Origin of the sequence: Cyanobium sp. ATX 6E8 (assembly GCF_024346335.1) — a bacterium.
Classification (GTDB): Bacteria; Cyanobacteriota; Cyanobacteriia; order PCC-6307; family Cyanobiaceae; genus Cyanobium_A.
The window spans coordinates 1-20,937 of the sequence record NZ_JAGQCT010000010.1 but is presented as its reverse complement, the minus strand read 5'-3'; the positions used below and the strand labels follow the sequence as shown (position 1 = coordinate 20,937).

Below are 20,937 nucleotides of genomic sequence, written 5' to 3'. Positions count from 1 at the left end.
AGTCTTCTGTCCCTTCGGTTTTTTCATGGCATCAGCAGCAGGAACGCCGGGAGGCGCTGGAACAGGAACTCGCCAAGACCCGTGAGGAGCTTCAGGCGATGCAAACGCTGCTTGAAGAGCTGCCTGCCCTGTTTGAAGACAAATTCCGGCAGCGCCTGCAACCCAAGTTGGAGCAGCAGCAACGGCTGCTCGAGGACAACGCCACCCTGCGCCAGCACCTGCTTCAGCTGCAACCGGCCAGGGATTCAGAGCGTCAACCGCTGCTGATGCCCCGTCAACAGGAGCGGCCGCGGATGCGCCAAGCCCTGCGGCATGCCTTTGGACTGAACAGCAACCGAGCGGCCTAACGCTGACGCTGGTTGGCCGCCCAAAGGCGGGTGGGCAGGCCCCACACGTAGATGAAGCCTTCGGCAGCCCGATGGTCGAACTGATCACCGGCGTCGTAGGTGGCCATATCGGGCACGTAAAGGCTGTTGCTGGCGCTGCTGCGACCCACCACAGTGGCGTTGCCCTTGTGCAACTTGATCCGCACGCTGCCGTTCACCACCGCCTGGGTGCGCTCGATGAAACCATCGATGGCGTCCTTGAGCGGGCCATACCAAAGGCCCTGGTACACCAGATCGGCCCACTGCTGCTCCAGCTGTCGCTTGCTGCGCAGCACGTCGGCCGCCAGGGTGAGGCTCTCGAGCTCCTGGTGGGCCCTGATCAACAGCAGCAACCCCGGAGTTTCGTAGATCTCGCGGCTCTTGATGCCCACCACCCGGTTCTCAATCATGTCGAGCCGGCCAAAGCCGTGGCTGCCAGCCAGGGCGTTGGCGCGGCGGATCAGGCTCACCGGATCGAGGCGCACGCCGTCGATGCTCACCGGATTGCCCTGCTCAAAACCGATCTCCACCACCTGGGGCACCGCCGGGGCGTCGTCCACCGAGCGGGTCATGGCGTAGATCTCCTCGGGCGGCTCCACGTTGGGATCCTCCAGGGGGCCGGCCTCGATCGAGCGACCCAGCAGGTTGAGGTCGATCGAATAGGGCGACTTCTTGCTCACCGGCGAGGGAATCCCGCAGCGCTCGCCATAGGCGATTGTTTCCTCGCGGCTCATGCCCCACTCGCGCGCCGGGGTGAGCACCTTCAGATCAGGCGCCAGGGCGCCGATGGCCACATCGAAACGCACCTGGTCGTTGCCCTTGCCAGTGCAGCCGTGGGCCACCGCATCGGCGCCCACCTCGCGGGCGATCTCCACCAGGCGACGGGCGATCAGCGGCCGGGCCAGGGCTGTGCTGAGCGGGTAGCGGCCTTCATACAGAGCATTGGCGCGGATCGCCGGGAAAGCGAACTCGGTGATGAAGGGCTCGATCAGGTCGCCCACAATCGACTGGCTGGCGCCGGAGTCGAGGGCTTTCTGGCGGATCGGTTCGAGCTCATCACCCTGACCCAGGTCGGCGGCGAAGGTGATCACCTCCTCCACCCCCCACTCCTGCATCAGGTAGGGAATGCAGACGCTGGTGTCAACACCACCGGAATAGGCCAGCACCGCCTTCTTCGCCCGACCCATCAACGCCGCTCCATGTGCTCAGTCGGTCGATTCTCCCCTGTCGGGGTCGGGCAGCGACCAGCGGGCCAGCAACCAGAGCCCCACGACCAGGGGCGGCACCAGCACCAGCAGCCACACCAGCGCCGGCTGCACCGGCAACGGGGCTGGCCAGCGCTGGCCGGCGGCAGCCAGCAGAGCACTGATCGCCAGGGCCAGAGACCACAGCCGCAAAACCCCCGTCAACGGGCTGGTAACCATCGGTGCCATGGGGATTTTCAACGCCGACGCTATGGTGATCCATTGGTCTAGCTGGGCCTTCTTCAGCGGGCCCGTCGTCAGCAACACCTATGAGCACACTCGCGACCAGTGGCAGCAGTCGACTCGACACCATCAACCCTTCACTGACCCGCTACGGGCGCAGCGAGCCGGCCCCGGTGCTGCCGCTGCGGGATGAGCCCGACCTGCTGAGCTGGCTCGAAACCAGTGGACGCTTGGTGGCCGACGAGGAAACCGCCAGCACCGACGTGAGCACGGTGGAAGAGGAAGAGCTCTCGGCGCTGATGGGTGAGAAGGAGGACTACAACAAGGACGACGAGCAGCAGGACGAAAACTGGGAAGATTGAAGCTGGGGCGAACGGCGCCGACAAGGGAAACTGGGACGCTCGTCGTCCCAAGTCCTTGCTTGCGTCCTCCAAGCCCAGCAGTCTGATCAGCGCGATCCTGCTGGCCCTGGTGCTCCTGCTGGCCTGCGTGGTGTGCGACTGGCAAGCCCGCGCAGCCCAGCTCACCCCCCCCCTGCTGCTGGCCGGCCTGATCAGCGCCGGCGTCACGGCCTGGGGGATACCGCGGCTGCGGGAGCTCAAGCTCGGCCAGGTGATCCGCGACGAGGGACCCCAGGGTCACCTGAGCAAGGCGGGCACCCTCACCATGGGTGGGCTGCTGGTGGTGCCAGTGGGGGTGCTGGTCGGTGGCCTGATCACCCCGAGTGATCCACGGCTGCTGGCCGTCGCCGCCGTCACCCTGGCCTATCTGGCCATCGGCGCCATCGACGACTGGCGCAGCCTCACCCGCCGCACCAACACCGGTCTCACCCCCCGGGGCAAACTGCTGCTCCAGGCGGGAGCGGCCCTGCTGTTTTTGGTCTGGGCCGCCACTGGTCAGTGGCTGGGGGGCGCCTCACCCGGCGACATTGCGCTGCCCCTCGGCTGGGTGCTGCCGATCGGAGTGCTGATCTGGCCGCTGGGATTGTTTGTGTTTCTGGCCGAAAGCAACGCCACCAACCTCAGCGACGGCCTCGACGGCCTGGCGGCGGGTTGCGGCGCCGTGGTGTTCACCGGCCTGGGGCTGCAGCTGATGCTGCGCGGCCATGAAGGCGATGCCTCCCTGGCCGGCTTCTGCGCTGCGATGGCCGGCTGCTGGCTGGGCTTTCTGGCCCACAACCGCCATCCCGCCCGGCTGTTCATGGGCGACACCGGCTCCTTGGCGATGGGGGCCGCCCTCAGCGCTGTGGCCCTGCTCTCCAACAGCCTCTGGCCGCTGCTGGTGATGGGCGGGGTGTTCCTGGCCGAATCCCTCTCGGTGATCCTGCAGGTGTGGGTGTTCAAGGCCACCAAAAACCCCAGCACGGGCCAGGGCCGGCGGCTGTTTCGGATGGCGCCGCTGCACCACCATTTCGAGCTGGGGGGCCTGAACGAACAGGTGGTGGTGATCCGGTTCTGGATCGCCAGCCTGCTACTGGTGGGAGTGGGTTTGGTGCTGCTGCCCTGAACCCTGCCATCGCCCCTGATCCCATGGCCTACTTCACCTGGAAGGACACCGGCCTCAGCTCCGACTGCGCCAGCCTCGCGGCCATGGCCTCCCGATTCGAGGAGGCAGCCGCCCTGATGCGGCGCATGGCCAGCGAAGGGTTCCAGCTGGAACGGCACAGCGATGGCCAGCACATCACCCATCGCGACCCAACGGTGTTTGAGGCCTACGGCTTCATCAACGAGGAATCGCCCGTGCGCCAGCTCACCCTGCTGCCCTAGTTGCGACGCAGGTAACCCACCACCCACACCACCACAAAGGCCAACGAGGAGAGCCCGAGATAAATCAGGGCCCACTTCTGCAGGGTGGCGATATCCCAGCCGAACAACAAGCCGTTGGCGGCGTCCCCGGCGGTGCTGAAACCCAAGGGCAAATCCAACAGCCAACCCATCAGTGCGCCCCGGTGTGCAGGAAGATCGGTTCCATCTTGCTGTCCGGTGCCCGTCCCGGACACCGACCATGCCCTCGCCTGCCCCCACCTGCCTGCCCACCACCCTGATGCTGCTGGGCAGCGGCGAGCTTGGCAAGGAGGTGGCCATCGCCGCCCAGCGCCTGGGCTGCCGCGTGATTGCCGTCGACCGCTACGCCGGCGCCCCGGCGATGCAGGTGGCCGATGCCACCGAGGTGATCGCCATGACCGATGCGGAGGCCCTCAAGGCCGTGGTGCGCCGCCACAAGCCCAACCTGGTGATCCCGGAGATCGAAGCCCTGGCGGTGGATGCCCTGGCCGAACTGGAGGCCGAGGGCATCACCGTGATCCCTACCGCCAGGGCCACAGCGGTGACCATGAACCGCGACCGGATTCGCGATCTGGCTGCCACGCAGCTGGGCCTGCGCACCGCCCGCTTCGCCTATGCCCACAGCGCCGCCGAACTGGCCGCCGCCGCCGCACCCCTGGGTTGGCCGGTGGTGGTCAAGCCGGTGATGAGCTCCTCCGGCAAGGGCCAGAGCGTGGTGCAGGGCCCTGAGGGCATCGCCGCGGCCTGGGAAGCAGCCATGGCCGGCGCCCGGGGGGAGGGGTCCCAGGTGATCGTGGAGGAGTTTTTGCACTTCGAGCTGGAGATCACCCTGCTCACCGTGAAGCAGTGGACGGGGCCAACGCTCTTCTGCCCGCCGATCGGCCACATCCAAGAGAGGGGCGACTACCAATGCAGCTGGCAGCCGGCCGCCATGCCCGCCGAAGCCCTGGCGGCCGCGCAGGCGATGGCCCAGGCCGTCACCGACAACCTGGGCGGCGCCGGCCTGTTCGGCGTGGAGTTTTTCCTCTGCCGCACCGCCGCTGGAGAGCTGGAGGTGGTGTTCTCCGAGCTCTCGCCCCGCCCCCACGACACCGGCCTGGTGACCCTGGTGGGGCAGAACCTCAGCGAATTTGAATTGCACCTGCGGGCGGTGCTGGGATTGCCGATCCCGGCCATCCGCAGCCTTGGGCCCGCCGCCAGCCGGGTGATCCTGGCCGAAGCGCCTGGCACCCCGGTGACCTACGCCGGCCTCGCTGAGGCCCTGGCGGAGGAGGACACCCAGGTGCTGCTGTTCGGCAAGGCCGAAGCCCGGCCCCAGCGGCGCATGGGCGTGGCCCTGGCCCGCAGCAGCAGTGAAACGGAAGCCCGTCGCAAGGCCGATGGCGCCGCGGCCCGGATCCAAGTGCGACCCTCCAGCTGAACAACCGACGCTGACCCCCTGGTGCGGCAGGGATCCGGCCCTTAAGGTGCGCCCAGCAAGAGCCGTCATGAGTCAGGCCCAACCCCGCCCGCGTCGCAACCGACGCGACAGCAGCCGCGGGGCTGTGGTCACCGACCTGCGCAACCTGGGCGAAAAGCGCCAAACAGCCCGCGAAAAGCGCCAAACTGCCCGCGAAAAGCGCGAAACAGCCCGCGAGCAACGCCAGCCTGGGCGCGAGCAACGCCAAACGGCAACCGGTCAGGCGCCGGCATCGGCCCGGCGGCGCCGGCCACCGCTGCTGCCCTTTGCCCTGGGGATCGCTCTGGGCTACGGCCTGGCCGGCCCCCTGCCCCAACTGGTCTCGGGAGCAATGGCAGCGCTGCTGCAAGGGCCCCAGCAGCTCACCAGCCTGATCAATCCCTTCGGCCTGGGCGCGCGGCGCATCGTGGTGATCGGCACCGACAAGGTTGGCGAGAACACCGATGTGATGTTCACCGTGGAGCTCAAAGACGGGCTCACCCAGCTCACCCAGGTGCCACGGGACACCTTCGTGGAATCAGCCGACTACGGCGTGCTCAAGGCCAATGCTCTGTTTGCCTTCGGCGGCATCGGGGCCCTGAAGCAAGAGCTCACGACCCTGATCGGTGCCCCGGTCGACCGCTACATGCGCGTCAACCTGCGGGCCGTCGAGCACCTGGCCGACGCCCTCGGCGGCGTCGAGGTGGATGTGCCCAAGCGGATGTACTACGTCGACAACGCCCAAAACCTCTACATCGACCTCTACCCCGGGCGGCAGGTGCTGAAGGGCGAGCTGCTGGAAGGCTTCCTGCGCTTCCGCAACGATGAAATGGGCGACCTGGGCCGGATGGAGCGGCAGAAACTGGTGCTCGCCGAGGTGTTCCGCAAGCTGGCCCAACCGGCCACGCTGGCCCAACTGCCGCAGCTACTGAAGATCGCCGGCGACGATGTCAAAACCGATCTCTCCCCGGTGGAGATGGGCCAGCTGCTCACGGCCATGGCCGGCACCAAATTGAGCACCCGTCAGCTGCCGGGCCGGCTGTTCTGGCACAACGACCTGAGCTACTGGATGCCAGACGGCAACAGCCACTACGCGGGCGTCGACAGCCCCTAACGCCGCAGGAAGCGGTGGTGATCGAGACCCTCCAGCAAACCCCAGGCCTGGGGGGTGGAGGCGAAGAACACGCGCCGGTGGTTGCGCAGGCTTTCCAGGGCCGGATCGTGATCATCCGGCACCACCCCGCAGGGCAGGCCCCGCAGCAACTCCCCATCCCCCTGCTGGCTGGCCTGCACCAGGATCGCGGTGAGGGGCAGCTGCCAGCGCAGGGCGATGTAACGCAGAGCCTCGGTTTTCGAGGCGGTGAGCGGCAGCACGTCGAGGTACCAATGCTGGAACAGGTGGGGACGGGCCGGCAGATGGTGCTGCTGCAAGGTTTGGCGCACCACCGGCAGGATGCCCTGGTCGAGTTCCTGCAACAGAAAACTCACCTTGAAGGGTCCCTGCTGGGCGGGGTCCTGCAGCCGTAGCCGCGGTTCGAGAGCCGCCATCGCCGTCACGACGGCGCCCCGACTCCAACGGCGGCCGATGTGGCGCTGCCAGTGATGGTCGGGCACAGGGCCCTGGGGCGAACGGGTGTGAATTTCGGTACCGGCCTGGGTGATCCACAAACAGGGCTCAGGGAGATGCAACTCCGCGAAACGCTGCCGGGCCGCCCGGATCGCGCGGCCGCTGGTGACACCAATGCCCAGCTGGGGCTCGGCCTGCAGGCGACGGCGCAACTCCGCCAGGCTGCCGGCATCGGGATGGGCCAGGCTGGCGTCCAGATCCAGCACCAGCAGGCGCTCGGGGCACACCGACAGCCCCGTTTCTCCCTGTTGAAACCAACGGCTGGGCCGCAGGCTGGCGGCCTGATGGGCAGCAGCCGTCGCGGCCCCGAGATAGTGGTTCACATGGGCATCCCAGCTGAACGAGCGGCTGACGGCCTCCACACCGTTGTCACGCCAACGGCGCCAGCGCTGCGGGCAGGCCAGGCTGTCCTCCAGGGCCTGCTGCAAGGCATCCAGATCGGACACATCCACCAACAAGCCGTTCTGGCAGCGGGCCAGGATGTCCTTGGGGCCACCGTCATCGGTGGCAACGATCGGCACGCCGCAGGCCGCGGCCTCCAGCAGGGTGAGGCCGAAGGGTTCGGTGAGGGCCGGATTGACGAACACGCCGCCCAAGCGTGAGGCCCAGCGGTAGATGGCCGGAATCTGGTGACGCTCGTGCTGCTTCGGGTAGGCCACCTGGCCGTAGAGATCGAAGCGATCCACCAGTTCAAACACCTGTTGGAACACCTCCCGCTGCTGCTTCTCGAGCTGGCGGGGGTCGTTGCGACAACCGAGCAACAGCACGAGGTTGTGCTGCCGGCGCAGCCGCTCAGAGCGACCAAACACCTCCACCAGGGCCGGAATGTTCTTGCGGTGGTCAGCGCGACAGATGGCGAGCACCGGCGGCTTGGCCGGATCGCGCAGAAACGGCTCAATCAGCGTTTCCACGGCGGGTTCCAGAAGACCCGCCTGGGGCGGAAAGAACTGGCGCATGTCCACGCCAGGCGGAATCACGGCGGCCTGCTTCGCACAGAAACGGCCGTAGCGGGCGTACTGCACCTCCAATTCCTGGCGGGTGCTGGTCACCACCAGATTGCTGTGGGCCAGGGCCAGCTCCTCGGCATCGATCCGCCGGGCCATGGCGTAATGCTCCTCGATCTGGCGGGGATCGAGGCCGGCGTCAATCAATCGCCGCCGCTTTTCGCGGCCCAGGGAATGGCCCGTGAACACCAGGGGAATGCCCAAGCGGCGCCGCAACAGCGCCCCCACATAACCGGCATCGGCGTAGTGGGCATGGATCCAATCAGGCAATTGATCCTGCGCCAGCAGGCTTTCGGCCAGGGCATCGGCCAGTTCATCGAGATGGGGCCAGAGCAGCTCCTTGCGCAGGTAGCGGCGTGGACCGAAGCTCAGACGCCGAATGGCGGCGTGGGGGCCGAGCGACTCCCAGGCCTTGGCGTAATCCGCCGAGACGCGACGATCCTGGATCAGCCGCGTCACCACCTCCTGCCGCTCCACCTCCGGCCGCAGCGCCAGGCTGCGGGCCAGCTCCAGCACGTAGGTGGTCTGGCCGCCGGTGTCCGCATCCCGGCCCAATTCGAGGTCGTGGCCTCGAAGCAAACCATGCAAATGCAGATGCAGAACGTAGAGACCAGCCATGCCAGATCAGGTCCGCGGAATCACTCTGGTGCGGAAGCAAGTACACCTATCGATAGCCGCGCCAGGGCGATCTGTCTGAATCAGATCGGTCAACAGGGGGCAGAAACAGCTGCCAGGACAGGGATCAATCCACCACCACCTCAGGAGGATGCTGCTTGAGCACCTGCTTGAGATACCGCCCTGTGTGGCTGGTGGAATGCTCAGCCACCTCCTCTGGGGTGCCCGTCACGACGATCTCTCCTCCCTTGTCTCCCCCTTCTGGGCCGAGATCCACGATCCAGTCGGCACAGCGGATCACATCGAGGTTGTGCTCGATCACCAGGATTGAGTTGCCCTTGTCCACCAGCCGCTGCATCACGTCCATCAACTTGTGCACGTCGTAGAAGCTGAGGCCTGTGGTGGGTTCGTCAATCAGGTAGAGCGTTTTGCCGGTGGCACGCCTGGAGAGCTCGGTGGCCAGCTTCACCCGCTGGGCTTCACCACCGGAGAGGGTGGGGGCGGGCTGACCCAACTTCACGTAACCCAGGCCCACATCCACCAACGTACGCAGCCGATCCGCAGCCTGGGGAATCGCCGAGAACACATCAGCAGCCTGCTCCACCGTCATCTCGAGCACCTCAGCGATGGTGAAGCCCTTGTAGGTCACCTGCAGGGTCTCGCGGTTGTAGCGGGCGCCCTTGCATACATCGCACTGCACATACACATCCGGCAGGAAGTTCATTTCAATCACGTTCACGCCCTGGCCAGCGCAGGCCTCACAGCGCCCACCCTTGACGTTGAAACTGAACTGACCCACCTGGTAGCCGCGGGCCTTGGCCTCCACCGTGGCGGCAAACACCTGGCGGATCGGATCAAAAGCCCCCGTGTAGGTGGCGGGGTTGGAGCGGGGCGTGCGCCCGATCGGGGATTGGTCGATCACGATCACCTTGTCGATCGCCTTGATGCCGCGCAGCTCACCCAGACCCGACGGAAACGGCACCTTCAGGCCCAGCTGGTGCTCCAGGGCCGGGTGCAGCAGCTCATTCACCAAGGTGCTCTTGCCGCTGCCACTCACACCGGTGACGCACACCAGCCGGCCCAGCGGGATCTCCACATCGAAGCCGCAGAGGTTGTTGCGGGCGCAGTCCACCAGGGTGATCCGGCGGCTGCCGCTGACGCGGCGCTCCGCTGGGGTGGGAATCGCCCGGCGACCACTCAGGTAGGCCCCGGTGAGCGAATCCTCGGCGGCCAACAGGTTGTCGAAGCTGCCCTCAGCCACGATGTGGCCCCCATGCACCCCCGCCCCCGGACCGATGTCCACAATGTGATCAGCAGCCCTGATCGTGTCTTCGTCGTGCTCCACCACGATCAGGGTGTTGCCCAGATCCCGCAGTTTCAGCAGGGTGTTGAGCAGCCGGTCGTTGTCGCGCTGGTGCAGACCGATGCTCGGCTCATCGAGCACATAGAGAACGCCCGTTAAGCCCGCACCAATCTGGGTGGCCAGCCGGATGCGCTGGGCTTCACCACCACTGAGCGTCATCGCCGGGCGATCCAGGCTCAGGTAGTCGAGCCCCACATCCAGCAGAAACTTCAACCGCAGGCGGATCTCACGCAACACCAGATCGCCGATCTGGATCTGACGAGGCGTCAGCAGGGGCTCGGCCCCCTCGCTGGCACCCACCCCCATCAGCGCCTCTATGCGGCTGAGGGTGTCACCCACACTCACGGCCGTGAGTTCGTGGATCGCATAGGGGCCCACCCGCACCGCCAGAGCTTCCGGCCGCAATCGCAGGCCATGGCAGGTGGCGCACGGCACCAACTCCAGGAATTTCTCCAGCTTCTGGCGGATCGACTCGCCGCTGGCGTCGCGCAGCTGGCGCTCGAGGATCGGCAGGATCCCCTCAAAAGGGCGCTCGAAGCCGGCGCTCTTGCGGTAGCGACTATCAGCCTGAATCAGGATCGGCTCACGGCTGCCGTTGAGCAGCACATCGCGCTGCTCGTCGCTGAGCTGGTTCCAGGGCGTCTTGATCTCGAAGTTGAACGCCTCACCGACGGAATAGAGCAGCGAGAAGTAATAAGAGTTGTCCTTGTCGGCCCAGGGGGCGATCGCCGCGTACACCGGCAGGTTCGGATCGGGCACAACCCGTTCGGCAGTGAACTTGCGCAGGTGGCCAATGCCGTGGCAGTCGGCGCAGGCGCCGTAGGGGCTGTTGAACGAAAACAGCCGCGGCGAGAGCTCCTCCATCACGGCTCCGTGCACCGGGCAGGCGAAGTTCTCCGAGTAGAGACGCTCCTGCTCCACCCCTTCGGGCAGCTCCTCACCGGCCTTCGGCACCACCTCCACCAGGGCCAGGCCATCGCCGCGCTTGAGGGCGGTTCGCAAAGAATCAGTCAGCCGTTCCTGCACCCCCTCGCGGGCCACCAGCCGGTCCACCACCACCTCGATGTTGTGGGCGTGGTTCTTGTCGAGCTCGATGTTGTCGGCCAGCTCGCGCACTTCACCGTTGATGCGCACCCGGGCGAAGCCCTCCGCCACCAGGCCCCCCAGCAGCTTCACGTGGGTGCCCTTCTTGCCACGCACCACCGGTGCCAGCAGCTGGTAGCGGGTGCCCTCCGGCAGGGCCAGGATCTGATCCACCATCTCGTCGATGGTCTGGGGCCGGATCGAGCGGTCGCACTGAGGACAGTGGGGTTCGCCGGCGCGGCCGAACAGCAGGCGCAGATAGTCCTGGATCTCCGTCACCGTGCCGACGGTGGAGCGGGGGTTGTGGCTGGTGGATTTCTGGTCGATCGAGATGGCCGGCGACAGCCCCTCAATCGCATCCACATCGGGCTTGTCCACCTGCCCTAGAAACTGGCGCGCGTAGGCCGACAGGCTCTCGACGTAGCGGCGCTGGCCCTCGGCGAAGATCGTGTCGAAGGCCAGGGAGCTCTTGCCGCTGCCGCTCACGCCGGTGAACACCACCAGGCGGTTGCGGGGGATCGTCAGATCGACGTTCTTGAGGTTGTGCTGGCGGGCACCCCGCACCCGGATCACATCCTCCAACGTGCCACCGCTCAGCACCCGGCTGGGATCGAGGGCCTTCTCATGAATCGTCTGGGCGAGGGTTCTGCTGGGTCCAGCAGAGCTCTTGGCGCGGGGCATCCAGACGGCTCGGGAACAGCCAATTGTACGGACGCCGGCTCAGGCCTCAGGGGCGAAGGCTGGGCAGGCTCGGCGGCAGAGCTCCTCGCTCACCTGCCAGAGGCGCTCTCCCTGGGCCAGATCGAGGGCCGCCGGGGCCGGCCGCACCGCCGCCGGCCAACCGCGCATGCCGCCGAACTGGTTGGGACCGTAGTGACCAGCAGGCTCGACTTCCGCTGCGGTGGCGGCAAACAACTGGGGCAGGGCCCCCTGGGCGGCACTCTGGAACAGGGGATCGAGCAACCGATAGATCGTGCCCTCAAAGCGGGCGCCGCTGGCGGCGATCGAGGCGGGCTGCAGGTTGGTGCGGGCCAGGCCTGGATGGGCTGCCGCCGAAAGCAGCCCGGGGAAACGCCGCTGAAGTTCGTGGGCCAACACCACATTGGCCAGCTTGCTCTGGCCATAGGCAGCCCAGCGGTCGTAGCGCCGCTCACCCTGGAGATCGTCGAAATCCAGCCGGCCGAAATACTGCGCCCCTGAGGTCACCTGCACCACCCGCGCCCCGGAGCTGGCCTCGAGCAAGGGCAGCAGCAACCGGGTGAGGGCGAAGTGGCCCAGGTGATTGACGCCGAACTGCAGCTCGAAACCCTGACGGGTGAGCTGGCGGGGCGGGGCCATCACGCCGGCGTTGTTGAGCAGCAGATCGAGGCGGCCATGGCGCTCGGCCACCGTGGCGGCAGCCCACACCACGCTGTCGAGGTCGGCCAGGTCGAGCTCCAGCAGCTCTATCGCACCCGTGCCGCTACCAGCGGAGCCGGCGCCAGCCAGCAGCTCCAGACGGGCAGCCTCAGCCCGCTCCAGGCTGCGGCAGGCCAGCAGCACCGTGGCCCCCCGAGCCAGCAGGGCACGAGCACTCTCCAGGCCCAGGCCGCTGTTGGCGCCGGTGATCAGGGCCAGCCGACCGCTCTGGTCCGGCATGGCGGCCCCACTCCAGCGGGCCGGAACGGCAACAGCCTGAGATGGCGCCATCGATCTCCAACAGCAAATGCTGGGGCGGTTCTAGCGACCGTGCTGGTCCAACAGGCTCGCGGCGTAGCTGCGGGCTTCTCCGGAATCACCGCCGGCCAGTTCCGCCAGCTCGGCCTGGCGGGCCTGAGTGTCCCGCAGGTGGGACACCCGCGTGTGGGTGATCCCCTCCAGCACCTGCTTCGACACCCGGAAGTGGTGGTCGGCCGCCGCGGCCACCAGCGGCTGGTGGGTAACGCAGAACACCTGGCGCTGCCGGGCCAAACGCTGCAGCAACTCAGCCATGGCACCGCTCACCCGACCACTGACACCGGTGTCGATCTCATCGAACAGCAGGGTGACGTGGGAATCGGCGGCGGCCAGGCAGGTTTTCAGGGCCAGCAGAAAGCGCGACATCTCACCGCCGGAGGCCACCTCCGCCAGCGGCGCCAGCGGCACGCCGGGGTTGGCGGAAAACTGAAACTGCACCACATCAGCGCCCTCCTCCCCCGGCTGCCCGGGCGTGATCGCCACCGCAAACCGCACGTTGGCCAGACCCATGGGGCGCAGCGCCTCCATCAGCTGCTGTTCCAGCTGCCGGGCCGCCGCCTCCCGGGCCGATGTGAGCCGCCCATTGGCCTGGTCGCGGGCCTGGCGGGCCGTGTGCTCCGCCAACTCCAGGGCCTCGAGGGAGGCCTCAGCGCCGCCGGGGGCCAGCTGCTCCCGCAGGCGATCGCGCAGGGCGATCAGCTGTCCCAACTCCTGACCATGGCGCCGCTCCAGACCCTTGAGCTGAGCCATGCGCTCCTGCAGGGCCTCGAGGCTTTCGGGATCACTTTCAAGAGCGGCGCCATAGCGCTCCAGGTCGCGCACCAGATCCTGAAGCGCCGCCAACCCATCGGTGCAGCCGCTGCGCAGGGCGCCGACGTCGCCATCGAGGGCTTCCATCTGGGCCAGTTCCTGCTCGCAGGCGGCCAGGTGATCCAGCACCGACGGCGCCTGATCGGCCCCCTCCAGCAACCGGCCCAGCAGCACCATCACACCCTCCTGCAGCCGCACCCCGTGAGCCAGGCGGTTTTCCTCGGCCTGCAACCGCTGCCGCTCCAGGGGATCCTCCAGCTGGGCCGCCTCCAGATCGGCGAGCAGCTGCTCCTGCTGGGCGCGCTGCGCCTGCACCTGGTCCCAATCGGCCCGCGCTTGCTCCAACGTCGCCGCCGCCTGTTTCCATTGGCGCCAGGCCGCCGCCACCGGATCCAGCAGGGCCTGAATGCCGTCACCGGCAAAGCGGTCCAGCCAGCGCCGCTGCTGACCCGGCCGGGCGAGCTGCTGGGTCTGGCCCTGCACGGTGAGATCGAGCAGCAGGGGGCGCAGCTCGTGAATCTGGGCGCGGCTCACCACCACCCCGTTCAGGCGGTTGCGGCTGCTGAGGCGTTCCTCGCTGAGGCGCCACTCACGGCTGAGCAGCAGCTCCTCCTCGTCAGCGTCCAGCTCCTGCTGCCGCATCCAGGCCTGCAGAGGCGGCGTCAGCGTGAAGCTGGCCTCGATCACGCCCCGCTCCGCCCCCCGGCGCAGCAAACGGGCACCGGCACTGCCCTGGGCTCCACCCAGCAGGGCATCGAGGGCATCAAGCAGGATCGACTTGCCAGCACCGGTCTCGCCGGTGAGCACGGTAAAACCCTCGCGGAAGCTGAGCTCGAGCCGCTCGATCAGGGCGATGTTGCTGAGGCGCAGTCCAGTCAGCACAGGCGCGGGAGGCGGCAGTCGGCGGCCACCGGGTGTTGAAGCCGACCGTAGCGGCTGTGTCTTTCGTTTAGAAGAGGGGGACGACCTTCAGATGGCCCCCCTGGCGGCCTGGCCCCCAGCATGGCGAGCGCCTCTCCTGAAACCTCCGCCGAACTCAGCGACTTTCTGGAGGTCGCCGGCCTACTGGAGTACGACCCAGCCACCATCACCCGCATCTATGCGGGCCACCCGCAACGGCTGATCCGGCGGCTCTGGCAAACCCTCGTGCCGATCGGTCTTTATCTATTGGGGGTTGGTTTCGACTGGTTCACAGGTCGGCTCAAGAGCCCCGGCCGGGCCCGCGACCGCGCCAAGGAAGCCGCCGATCTGGTGGCCTCTCTGGGCCCCGCCTTCATCAAGGCCGGCCAGGCCCTCTCAACCCGGCCCGACATCGTGCCGCCGCTGCTGCTGGAGGAACTTGCCCAGCTGCAGGACCAACTGCCCGGCTTCGACTCGGCGCTGGCCATGGCCTGCATCGAGGAGGACCTGGGCGCCCCGGTGCTCGACGTCTACGAGCAGCTCGACGCCGAACCGATCTCCGCTGCTTCCCTCGGCCAGGTGCACAAGGGGGTGCTCAAGAGCGGCCAACCGGTGGCCGTGAAGGTGCAGCGCCCCGGCCTGCGCGAGCAGATCACGCTCGACCTCTACATCGTGCGCAACATCGCCGCCTGGCTCAACCAGAACATCGGTCTGATCCGCAGCGATCTGGTGGCCCTGATCGATGAGCTGGGCAAGCGGGTGTTCGAGGAGATGGACTACTTCAACGAAGCCGCCAACGCCGAACGCTTCGCCGAACTGCATGCCCACAACCCCCGCATCGCTGTTCCCCGCATCTACCACCAGGCCACCAGCCGCCGGGTGCTGACCATGGAGTGGATCGAGGGGGTGAAACTCACCAACCTCGAAGCCGTGCGCGGCATCGGCGTCGACCCCGACGACATGGTGAGCGTGGGGGTGAACTGCAGCCTGCAGCAACTGCTGGAGCACGGCTTCTTTCACGCCGACCCCCACCCCGGCAACCTGCTGGCCCTGTCGGATGGCCGCCTGGCCTATCTGGATTTCGGGATGATGAGCGAGGTGAGCCGCGAGTCGCGCACCGGCCTGATCCAGGCGGTGGTGCACCTGGTCAACCGCAGCTTCAGCAAGCTCAGCAAGGATTTTGTGAGCCTGGGCTTCCTGGCCGAGGACGTGAACCTTGAGCCGATCGTGCCCGCCTTTGAAACGGTGTTTGGCCAGGCGATCGAGCAGGGCGTCAGCCGCATGGACTTCAAGGCCGTCACCGACGACCTCAGCGGCGTGATGTATCGCTTCCCATTCCAGGTGCCGCCTTACTACGCCCTGATCATCCGCTCGCTGGTGACGCTCGAAGGCATCGCCCTCAGCGTGGATCCTGAGTTCAAGATCCTCGGCGCCGCCTATCCCTATTTCGCTCGGCGACTGATGGAGGATCCCGATCCCAGCCTGCGCCGAAGCCTCAAGGAGATGCTCTTCGACGGCGACATCTTCCGCTGGCAACGGCTCGACAACCTGATCGCCAGCGCGTCCCAGGGTGCCCAGCTGGATCTGGACGGGCTGCTCGATCAAGTGCTCAGCTTCCTGTTCTCTCCCAACGGCGGCCTGCTGCGCCAGCAGCTGGTGGACGCAATGGTGGCCCGCATGGATGCGGTGGCCTGGCAGACCACACTGCGGCTGGGAAAACGCCTGCCGGAACGTCTCCAACCACCGGGCCTGCGGCGCCACCGGCTCAGCGAGGCCAACGAACCGCTGCTCGATCTCGAGCCGGTGCGGCAGTTGATGGGCATCCTTCAAGCGCTGCCGGGCTTTGAGCCCCAAATGGTGCTGCGGCGTTTGCCCCGACTACTTGGGGAACCGCAACTGCGCCAGATGGGGGTTCAACTGGCCCGCGGATTGGCGGAACGGGGGGTGGTGCGGCTGGTGCGCGATGTGCTCGTTCCGGCCTGACCACAGAAACAACCGCCGTAGGCTGGGTCGCATGCAAAGCGCCTTCCGCCACTCAAATCCAGGCCGCAAGCGTCAGGGCCTGGCCGCGATTGCCCTGGGCTTCAGCCTGATGGGTTTGCTGCCCTCAGCAACACTGGCTCCGGTGGCCGCGGCGGAAAACCTGGTGTTTGTCAGTGGTGCCTTCCGGCGCTCCATCGCCGTGGCTGAGCTGGAGCACCTGGCCCAAACCGGCGAGGCCCAAGGGCTGCTGGTCGACGTCTTGCGCCTCAGCAAACAAAATCCCAAGGACGTTGCCAAGCTGCTGAACCAGTCGATCAGCCTGCCGGTCACCCTGGTGAGCCGACTGCTGAACACCCGGATCGGTGAAGCGATCCTGGAGCGTCTGGCCCAAATTGTGTACCCGCTCAAGGCATCCAAGGTTGGTGTGCCCGCCCTGCGCTCAGCGATGGTGATGGGAGTGGTGGCTGGCAACGGTTCGATCTCACCGCTCTCCTTTTTCCAGGCCTATCCCGCCCTGGAGATGGAGGTGAGCATCCCCGCCCTGATGAACCTGTTGAGCAAAGCCAATTCCATCGCCGAACTGGTGCGCTTCTTCTCCGAATCGCCGCTCGACGGCTTGCGGGGCGATGCCCCTGGAGCCGCGCCGTAGATTCACCCCAGCCACTGCTCTAACCCGTGCCCTTGCTCCGTTCCCTGAGGCGTTTGAGCAAGGGACCCTTCGGACCCCGTCCGACGATGCAGGATTGGCCCGGTTTGATCGAGGCCTACCGGCGCTGGCTACCGGTGTCCGGCAAGACGCCAGTGATCACCCTGCATGAAGGGGCCACGCCGCTGATCCCAGCCCCGGTGATCGCCGAACGGATCGGTAGGGGCGTCAAGGTGTTTCTCAAATACGACGGCCTCAACCCCACCGGATCCTTCAAGGATCGGGGCATGACCATGGCCATTTCCAAAGCCAAGGAGGCGGGCTCGGAAGCGGTGATCTGCGCCAGCACGGGCAACACCTCAGCCGCCGCCGCCGCCTATGCCCGCCGGGGTGGGATGCGCGCCTTCGTGCTGATTCCCGATGGCTACGTGGCCCAAGGAAAACTGGCCCAGGCCCTGCTCTACGGCGCCGAGGTGATTGCCATCCAGGGCAACTTCGATCGGGCCCTGGCAATCGTGCAGGACGTGGCCAACCAGTACCCGATCACCCTGGTGAATTCGGTGAACCCCTACCGGTTGCAGGGCCAGAAAACGGCCGCCTTCGAAGTGGTGGATGCCCTGGGGGAGGCCCCGGATTGGCTCTGCATTCCCGTCGGCAACGCCGGCAACATCAGCGCCTACTGGATGGGGTTTAACGAATACCGAAACGCCGGGCACTGCCGCAACCTGCCGCGAATGATGGGGTTCCAGGCAGCAGGATCGGCACCCCTGGTGCTGGGCCACACGGTGGATCAACCGGACACCATTGCCACGGCGATTCGGATCGGCAACCCGGTGAACCGCGACAAGGCGCTGAATGTGAGGAGCGAGAGCGGCGGCGGTTTCATGGCCGTCACCGACGCCGAAATCATCGAGGCTTACAAGCTGCTGGGCGGCGGTGAAGGGGTGTTCTGCGAACCCGCCAGCGCCGCTTCGGTGGCGGGCTTGCTCAAGCGGAGAGACGAGGTGCCTGCGGGAGCCACGGTGGTGTGTGTGCTCACCGGCAATGGTCTGAAGGACCCGACCACGGCCATCGAGCACAACGACGCCCGTTTCCACACCGGCCTGGAGGCTGATACGGCCAAGGTGGCTGCAGTGATGGGCTTCTAACTCGGCCGCTTCGGGGCTAACCAATTGGCAAAGCGTCTGAGGGAAAGCGTGGGAAAAACTCCTTTCTACCGGGGAGAAGCGCATGCCCAAGAACAGCGATGGAGCACCCTCTTTTTCCACAACACTGGGAAAAGGTGGAAAAACCGATCTTTCCCGCAGGTCCGGTTCAACAAGCCTCAGCCCTCGAAGCCGCACATCCCTCTTGCCTCGAGTGTTTTCTGGGTTTTCCCCGTTTCCCCCAGCCCCTACGACGACGGTTTCATTCTTTCTGATGGAATCCATTAATCCCATGATCGAAAAGGCTGTTGAAGCCGGTTCACCGACGTTGCGGAATCAGCCGGCCTGTGGAAGCGTGGGGGCTCCCCGTTTCCAGCCGTCAGGCTTCTCGACACCCACACCATGAAGCTGGTCTGTTCCCAGTCCGAACTCAGCACCAGCCTTCAGCTGGTGAGCCGGGCCGTGGCCAGCCGGCCCACCCATCCGGTGCTGGCCAACGTGCTGCTCACCGCCGATGCGGGCACCGGTCGGCTCAGCCTGACCGGCTTTGACCTCAGCCTCGGCATTCAGACCAGCCTGCCCGCCAGCGTTGAAACCAGTGGTGCCATCACCCTGCCGGCTCGGTTGTTTGGTGAAATCGTGTCGCGGCTCTCGAGCGACAGCCCCATCACCCTGCACTGTCCGGAAGGTTCCGAACAGGTGGAGCTGACCAGCTTGTCGGGCAGCTACCAGATGCGGGGTATGCCGGCGGAGGATTTCCCCGACTTGCCCCTGGTGCAGAGCGGCACGCCGATCCGGCTGGAGGCGGATGCCCTGGTCAAGGGTCTGCGCGCCACATTGTTTGCCAGCAGTGGCGATGAGGCCAAGCAGCTCCTCACCGGAGTGCACCTGCGACTCGACCCCAGTGGCCTCGAGTGTGCAGCCACCGACGGCCATCGCCTGGCCGTGCTCTGCCTGCCCCATGCCAGCGCCGCCGTCGAGGGGGATGGCGGCGATCCCTTTGCCGTTACCGTTCCCGCCCGCTCTCTGCGGGAGCTGGAGCGCCTGCTCTCCGGTCGCCAGTCCGCCGAGCCGCTGAGCCTGTTCTACGACCGCGGCCAGGTGGTGTTCCTGTGGGCTGATCAGGTGCTCACCAGCCGCAGCCTTGATGGCACCTACCCCAACTACCGCCAGCTGATCCCCGACAGCTTCAGCCGCACCATCGCCCTCGATCGCCGCGCCCTGGTGTCTGGCCTGGAACGGGTGGCGGTGCTGGCTGATCAGCACAACAACGTGGTGAAGCTCAGTGCCGAACCGGCCACGGGTCAGTTGCTGATCCAGGCCGATGCTCAGGATGTGGGCAGTGGCTCGGAAGGCCTGGCAGCGTCGATCACGGGGGACGCCATCCAGATCGCCTTCAACGTGCGTTATCTGCTCGATGGGCTCAAGGCCATGGCCTGTGATCAGGTGCTGCTGCAGTGCAATGCACCCACCACTCCGGCAATCCTGACGCCGGCGGAGGGAGATCAGTTCACCTATCTGGTCATGCCCGTTCAGATCCGCAGTTGACCGTGGTGGCCCTTCCGGAGCAGTTGCTGCTGAGTGAGCTGCTGCGCCGTCGAGTTCGCTGTGACCAGGGCCTCGACCACGGCGCCGGCCTGCAGGTGTGGATGCACCCACCGGTGCATCGGGTGCTGGGTTGGGTGTCCAAGCCTTCGGCCTTTGGCGCCCGCCGGCTGGTGTGGCGCCTCAACCAACTGCGCGGACTCACCGACCTGGAGGTGCTGGTGCAGGGAGAGCCCGCCGAAACTGATCAGGACGTTGTGGAGCGGCTACCCAACCTGATCGAGGCGGTGGTGCTCGATCGCCGTCAGCAGCCCATCGGCAGCCTCGCCGATGCCGCCATCGAGCTGCGCACGGGCCGCATCCGCCACTATCTGGTGAGCCGCAGCGATCCCCGTTTGCCCGGCAGCAGCCGCTGGCGCCTGAGCCTGGATCGCCTGGTTGATCAACAGCCTGGCCAGGTGTTCACGGCCCTGGAGAGCCTCGACGACCTGCCCCTGGCCCGGGCCAGTGTGCGCCAGGAGTTCTTGCGTCGCTCCCGCCGCTGGCGCGATCAGATGCAGGAGGCCGGCAGCCGCGTTGAAGAGCGGCTGGAGGGGTGGTTGGAGGAGCCGCCTTGGAATGAGCCGCTGGACGACTCCAGCCAGGCCGATGCTTGGGAGGAGGAGGAGGAGGCTTTTTTACGCGACAGCTCGGACCAGCGCCTTGAGTCTGAAATTTGGGACGGCTGGTCGGACCCCGATGCTCCAGCGGATCGCGGCTGGCCAACCGAGCTTGATGATTCGAGGGACCCTTGGGTGTGAATCTGCAGGTTGGATAGGGTGATGGTCTAGGCCACGTTCTGTTTTGGCGTTCTGGGGAAGACCTGATGTGTTACCGATGCCTAGTTGCTGGTTTCGACACGATTTCCCTATCCAAAACCCATTGGACTTCCGATCAACTCAACTTTCGGTTGATCCCTCCCCAGCAGCTTATCTCACCAGACTTCCAGCGTTTCACCAGCCAGCAGGTGGTACGCGATGGCGTGATGGATGTTTATTTGCATCGGCCATCTGGACGAACTGAGATCAATGGAGGCGGTTTTGGTCGTCAAACGATCCAGACTCTGCACTTAGATGACGATCTTTATGGTTTTTTGCTCAATGCCCTGGTTGAGTTAGATGCTTTAATTGATCTAGATTTTCGGTTGGTGAATAACCCGGATTTTGCCGATCTTTCTTTTTATCTTGATAGTGAAATTAATCTTGGTGACTCAGACGGGCTGACATTAGGTATTGCTCTCACTAACAATGTAGATGGCCGTGGTTTTTGGGAGGTAATGCTCAATACACCAGCGTTTGATGGAAATCAAAATTATTTGCGTGTATGCGTTCAGGGGTCGGGACGCCCGGCCGCACGAATGCAAGCCTGATCACTCACTGCTGAGCGATCAGAGACTCTTCCTTGCTCGTTCTTCTTCCCTCAGGGATCGCTCAGCAGTGACGGCATC

At 66.0% G+C, this 20,937-nt stretch carries 19 protein-coding genes; 12 read left to right on the top strand and 7 right to left on the bottom strand.

What is annotated here, in order from left to right; translation table 11 throughout:
* Nucleotides 1-98 precede the first annotated feature (98 nt).
* The gene (locus KBY70_RS09300; RefSeq protein ID WP_254988286.1) at nucleotides 99-347 is read left to right on the top strand and encodes a hypothetical protein; all 249 of its coding nucleotides are present in this window, start codon (nucleotides 99-101) and stop codon (nucleotides 345-347) included.
* Here the strand turns inward: KBY70_RS09300 and KBY70_RS09295 are convergent.
* Both KBY70_RS09295 and KBY70_RS09290 read right to left on the bottom strand, forming a co-directional pair.
* Nucleotides 344-1,552, bottom strand: coding sequence for an argininosuccinate synthase (locus tag KBY70_RS09295; RefSeq protein WP_254988285.1), 1,209 nt, complete (start codon nucleotides 1,550-1,552; stop codon nucleotides 344-346). The genes KBY70_RS09300 and KBY70_RS09295 overlap by 4 nt on opposite strands.
* An 18-nt stretch (nucleotides 1,553-1,570) precedes the next feature.
* On the bottom strand, nucleotides 1,571-1,774 hold the full coding sequence (locus KBY70_RS09290) for a hypothetical protein (protein ID WP_233128377.1): 204 nt from the start codon (nucleotides 1,772-1,774) through the stop codon (nucleotides 1,571-1,573).
* A 104-nt stretch (nucleotides 1,775-1,878) separates the two neighbouring features.
* On the opposite strand from KBY70_RS09290, the gene KBY70_RS09285 reads away from it, so the two are divergent.
* Genes KBY70_RS09285 through KBY70_RS09275 form a run of 3 tightly spaced genes read left to right on the top strand, consistent with a single transcriptional unit; the run spans nucleotide 1,879 to nucleotide 3,558 of the window.
* A complete protein-coding gene (locus tag KBY70_RS09285) occupies nucleotides 1,879-2,154 on the top strand; it encodes a DUF3134 domain-containing protein (RefSeq protein WP_094558945.1) in 276 nt (91 codons plus the stop codon).
* 55 nt (nucleotides 2,155-2,209) lie between these two features.
* Nucleotides 2,210-3,298, top strand: coding sequence for a phospho-N-acetylmuramoyl-pentapeptide-transferase (gene mraY / locus KBY70_RS09280; RefSeq protein WP_254988284.1), 1,089 nt, complete (start codon nucleotides 2,210-2,212; stop codon nucleotides 3,296-3,298).
* A gap of 23 nt (nucleotides 3,299-3,321) precedes the next feature.
* Nucleotides 3,322-3,558, top strand: coding sequence for a hypothetical protein (locus tag KBY70_RS09275; protein WP_254988282.1), 237 nt, complete (start codon nucleotides 3,322-3,324; stop codon nucleotides 3,556-3,558).
* Here the strand turns inward: KBY70_RS09275 and KBY70_RS09270 are convergent.
* A complete protein-coding gene (locus KBY70_RS09270; RefSeq protein WP_198953804.1) occupies nucleotides 3,555-3,728 on the bottom strand; it encodes a cytochrome B6 in 174 nt (57 codons plus the stop codon). The genes KBY70_RS09275 and KBY70_RS09270 overlap by 4 nt on opposite strands.
* Nucleotides 3,729-3,796: 68 nt before the next feature.
* On the opposite strand from KBY70_RS09270, the gene purT reads away from it, so the two are divergent.
* The gene (gene purT / locus KBY70_RS09265) at nucleotides 3,797-4,996 is read left to right on the top strand and encodes a formate-dependent phosphoribosylglycinamide formyltransferase (RefSeq protein ID WP_254988280.1); all 1,200 of its coding nucleotides are present in this window, start codon (nucleotides 3,797-3,799) and stop codon (nucleotides 4,994-4,996) included.
* A gap of 67 nt (nucleotides 4,997-5,063) precedes the next feature.
* Nucleotides 5,064-6,128, top strand: a complete 1,065-nt coding sequence (locus KBY70_RS09260) for an LCP family protein (protein WP_254988278.1) — start codon at nucleotides 5,064-5,066, stop codon at nucleotides 6,126-6,128.
* Here the strand turns inward: KBY70_RS09260 and KBY70_RS09255 are convergent.
* The 4 genes from KBY70_RS09255 to recN form a co-directional block, all read right to left on the bottom strand.
* Entirely contained in the window at nucleotides 6,125-8,263 is a 2,139-nt protein-coding gene (locus tag KBY70_RS09255) for an HAD family hydrolase (RefSeq protein ID WP_254988277.1), read from the bottom strand. The genes KBY70_RS09260 and KBY70_RS09255 overlap by 4 nt on opposite strands.
* A 124-nt stretch (nucleotides 8,264-8,387) precedes the next feature.
* Complete coding sequence (gene uvrA / locus KBY70_RS09250; protein WP_254988276.1) at nucleotides 8,388-11,387, bottom strand: excinuclease ABC subunit UvrA; 3,000 nt, start codon at nucleotides 11,385-11,387, stop codon at nucleotides 8,388-8,390.
* Between the two features lie 39 nt (nucleotides 11,388-11,426).
* Complete coding sequence (locus KBY70_RS09245; RefSeq protein ID WP_254988275.1) at nucleotides 11,427-12,395, bottom strand: oxidoreductase; 969 nt, start codon at nucleotides 12,393-12,395, stop codon at nucleotides 11,427-11,429.
* A gap of 30 nt (nucleotides 12,396-12,425) precedes the next feature.
* Nucleotides 12,426-14,114, bottom strand: a complete 1,689-nt coding sequence (recN, locus tag KBY70_RS09240) for a DNA repair protein RecN (RefSeq protein ID WP_254988274.1) — start codon at nucleotides 14,112-14,114, stop codon at nucleotides 12,426-12,428.
* 120 nt (nucleotides 14,115-14,234) lie between these two features.
* On the opposite strand from recN, the gene KBY70_RS09235 reads away from it, so the two are divergent.
* The 6 genes from KBY70_RS09235 to KBY70_RS09210 all read left to right on the top strand — a co-directional run bounded on the left by KBY70_RS09235 (nucleotide 14,235) and on the right by KBY70_RS09210 (nucleotide 20,859).
* Nucleotides 14,235-16,115: an ABC1 kinase family protein gene (locus KBY70_RS09235; protein ID WP_254988272.1), complete on the top strand. Its 1,881-nt coding sequence runs from the start codon at nucleotides 14,235-14,237 to the stop codon at nucleotides 16,113-16,115.
* Nucleotides 16,116-16,146: 31 nt separating this feature from the next.
* Entirely contained in the window at nucleotides 16,147-16,764 is a 618-nt protein-coding gene (locus tag KBY70_RS09230; RefSeq protein ID WP_254988271.1) for an alpha/beta hydrolase, read from the top strand.
* Nucleotides 16,765-16,850: 86 nt separating this feature from the next.
* Nucleotides 16,851-17,909 (top strand): threonine synthase, encoded by a 1,059-nt coding sequence (gene thrC, locus KBY70_RS09225; RefSeq protein ID WP_254988269.1) that lies wholly within the window; start codon nucleotides 16,851-16,853, stop codon nucleotides 17,907-17,909.
* A gap of 399 nt (nucleotides 17,910-18,308) precedes the next feature.
* On the top strand, nucleotides 18,309-19,454 hold the full coding sequence (gene dnaN / locus KBY70_RS09220; protein ID WP_254988268.1) for a DNA polymerase III subunit beta: 1,146 nt from the start codon (nucleotides 18,309-18,311) through the stop codon (nucleotides 19,452-19,454).
* Nucleotides 19,455-19,459: 5 nt separating this feature from the next.
* Nucleotides 19,460-20,251 carry an RNA methyltransferase gene (locus KBY70_RS09215; RefSeq protein WP_254988352.1) on the top strand — a complete coding sequence of 264 codons (792 nt, stop codon included), beginning with the start codon at nucleotides 19,460-19,462 and terminating at the stop codon, nucleotides 20,249-20,251.
* A gap of 149 nt (nucleotides 20,252-20,400) precedes the next feature.
* Nucleotides 20,401-20,859: a hypothetical protein gene (locus tag KBY70_RS09210; protein ID WP_254988266.1), complete on the top strand. Its 459-nt coding sequence runs from the start codon at nucleotides 20,401-20,403 to the stop codon at nucleotides 20,857-20,859.
* The last annotated feature ends 78 nt before the right edge of the window (nucleotides 20,860-20,937 follow it).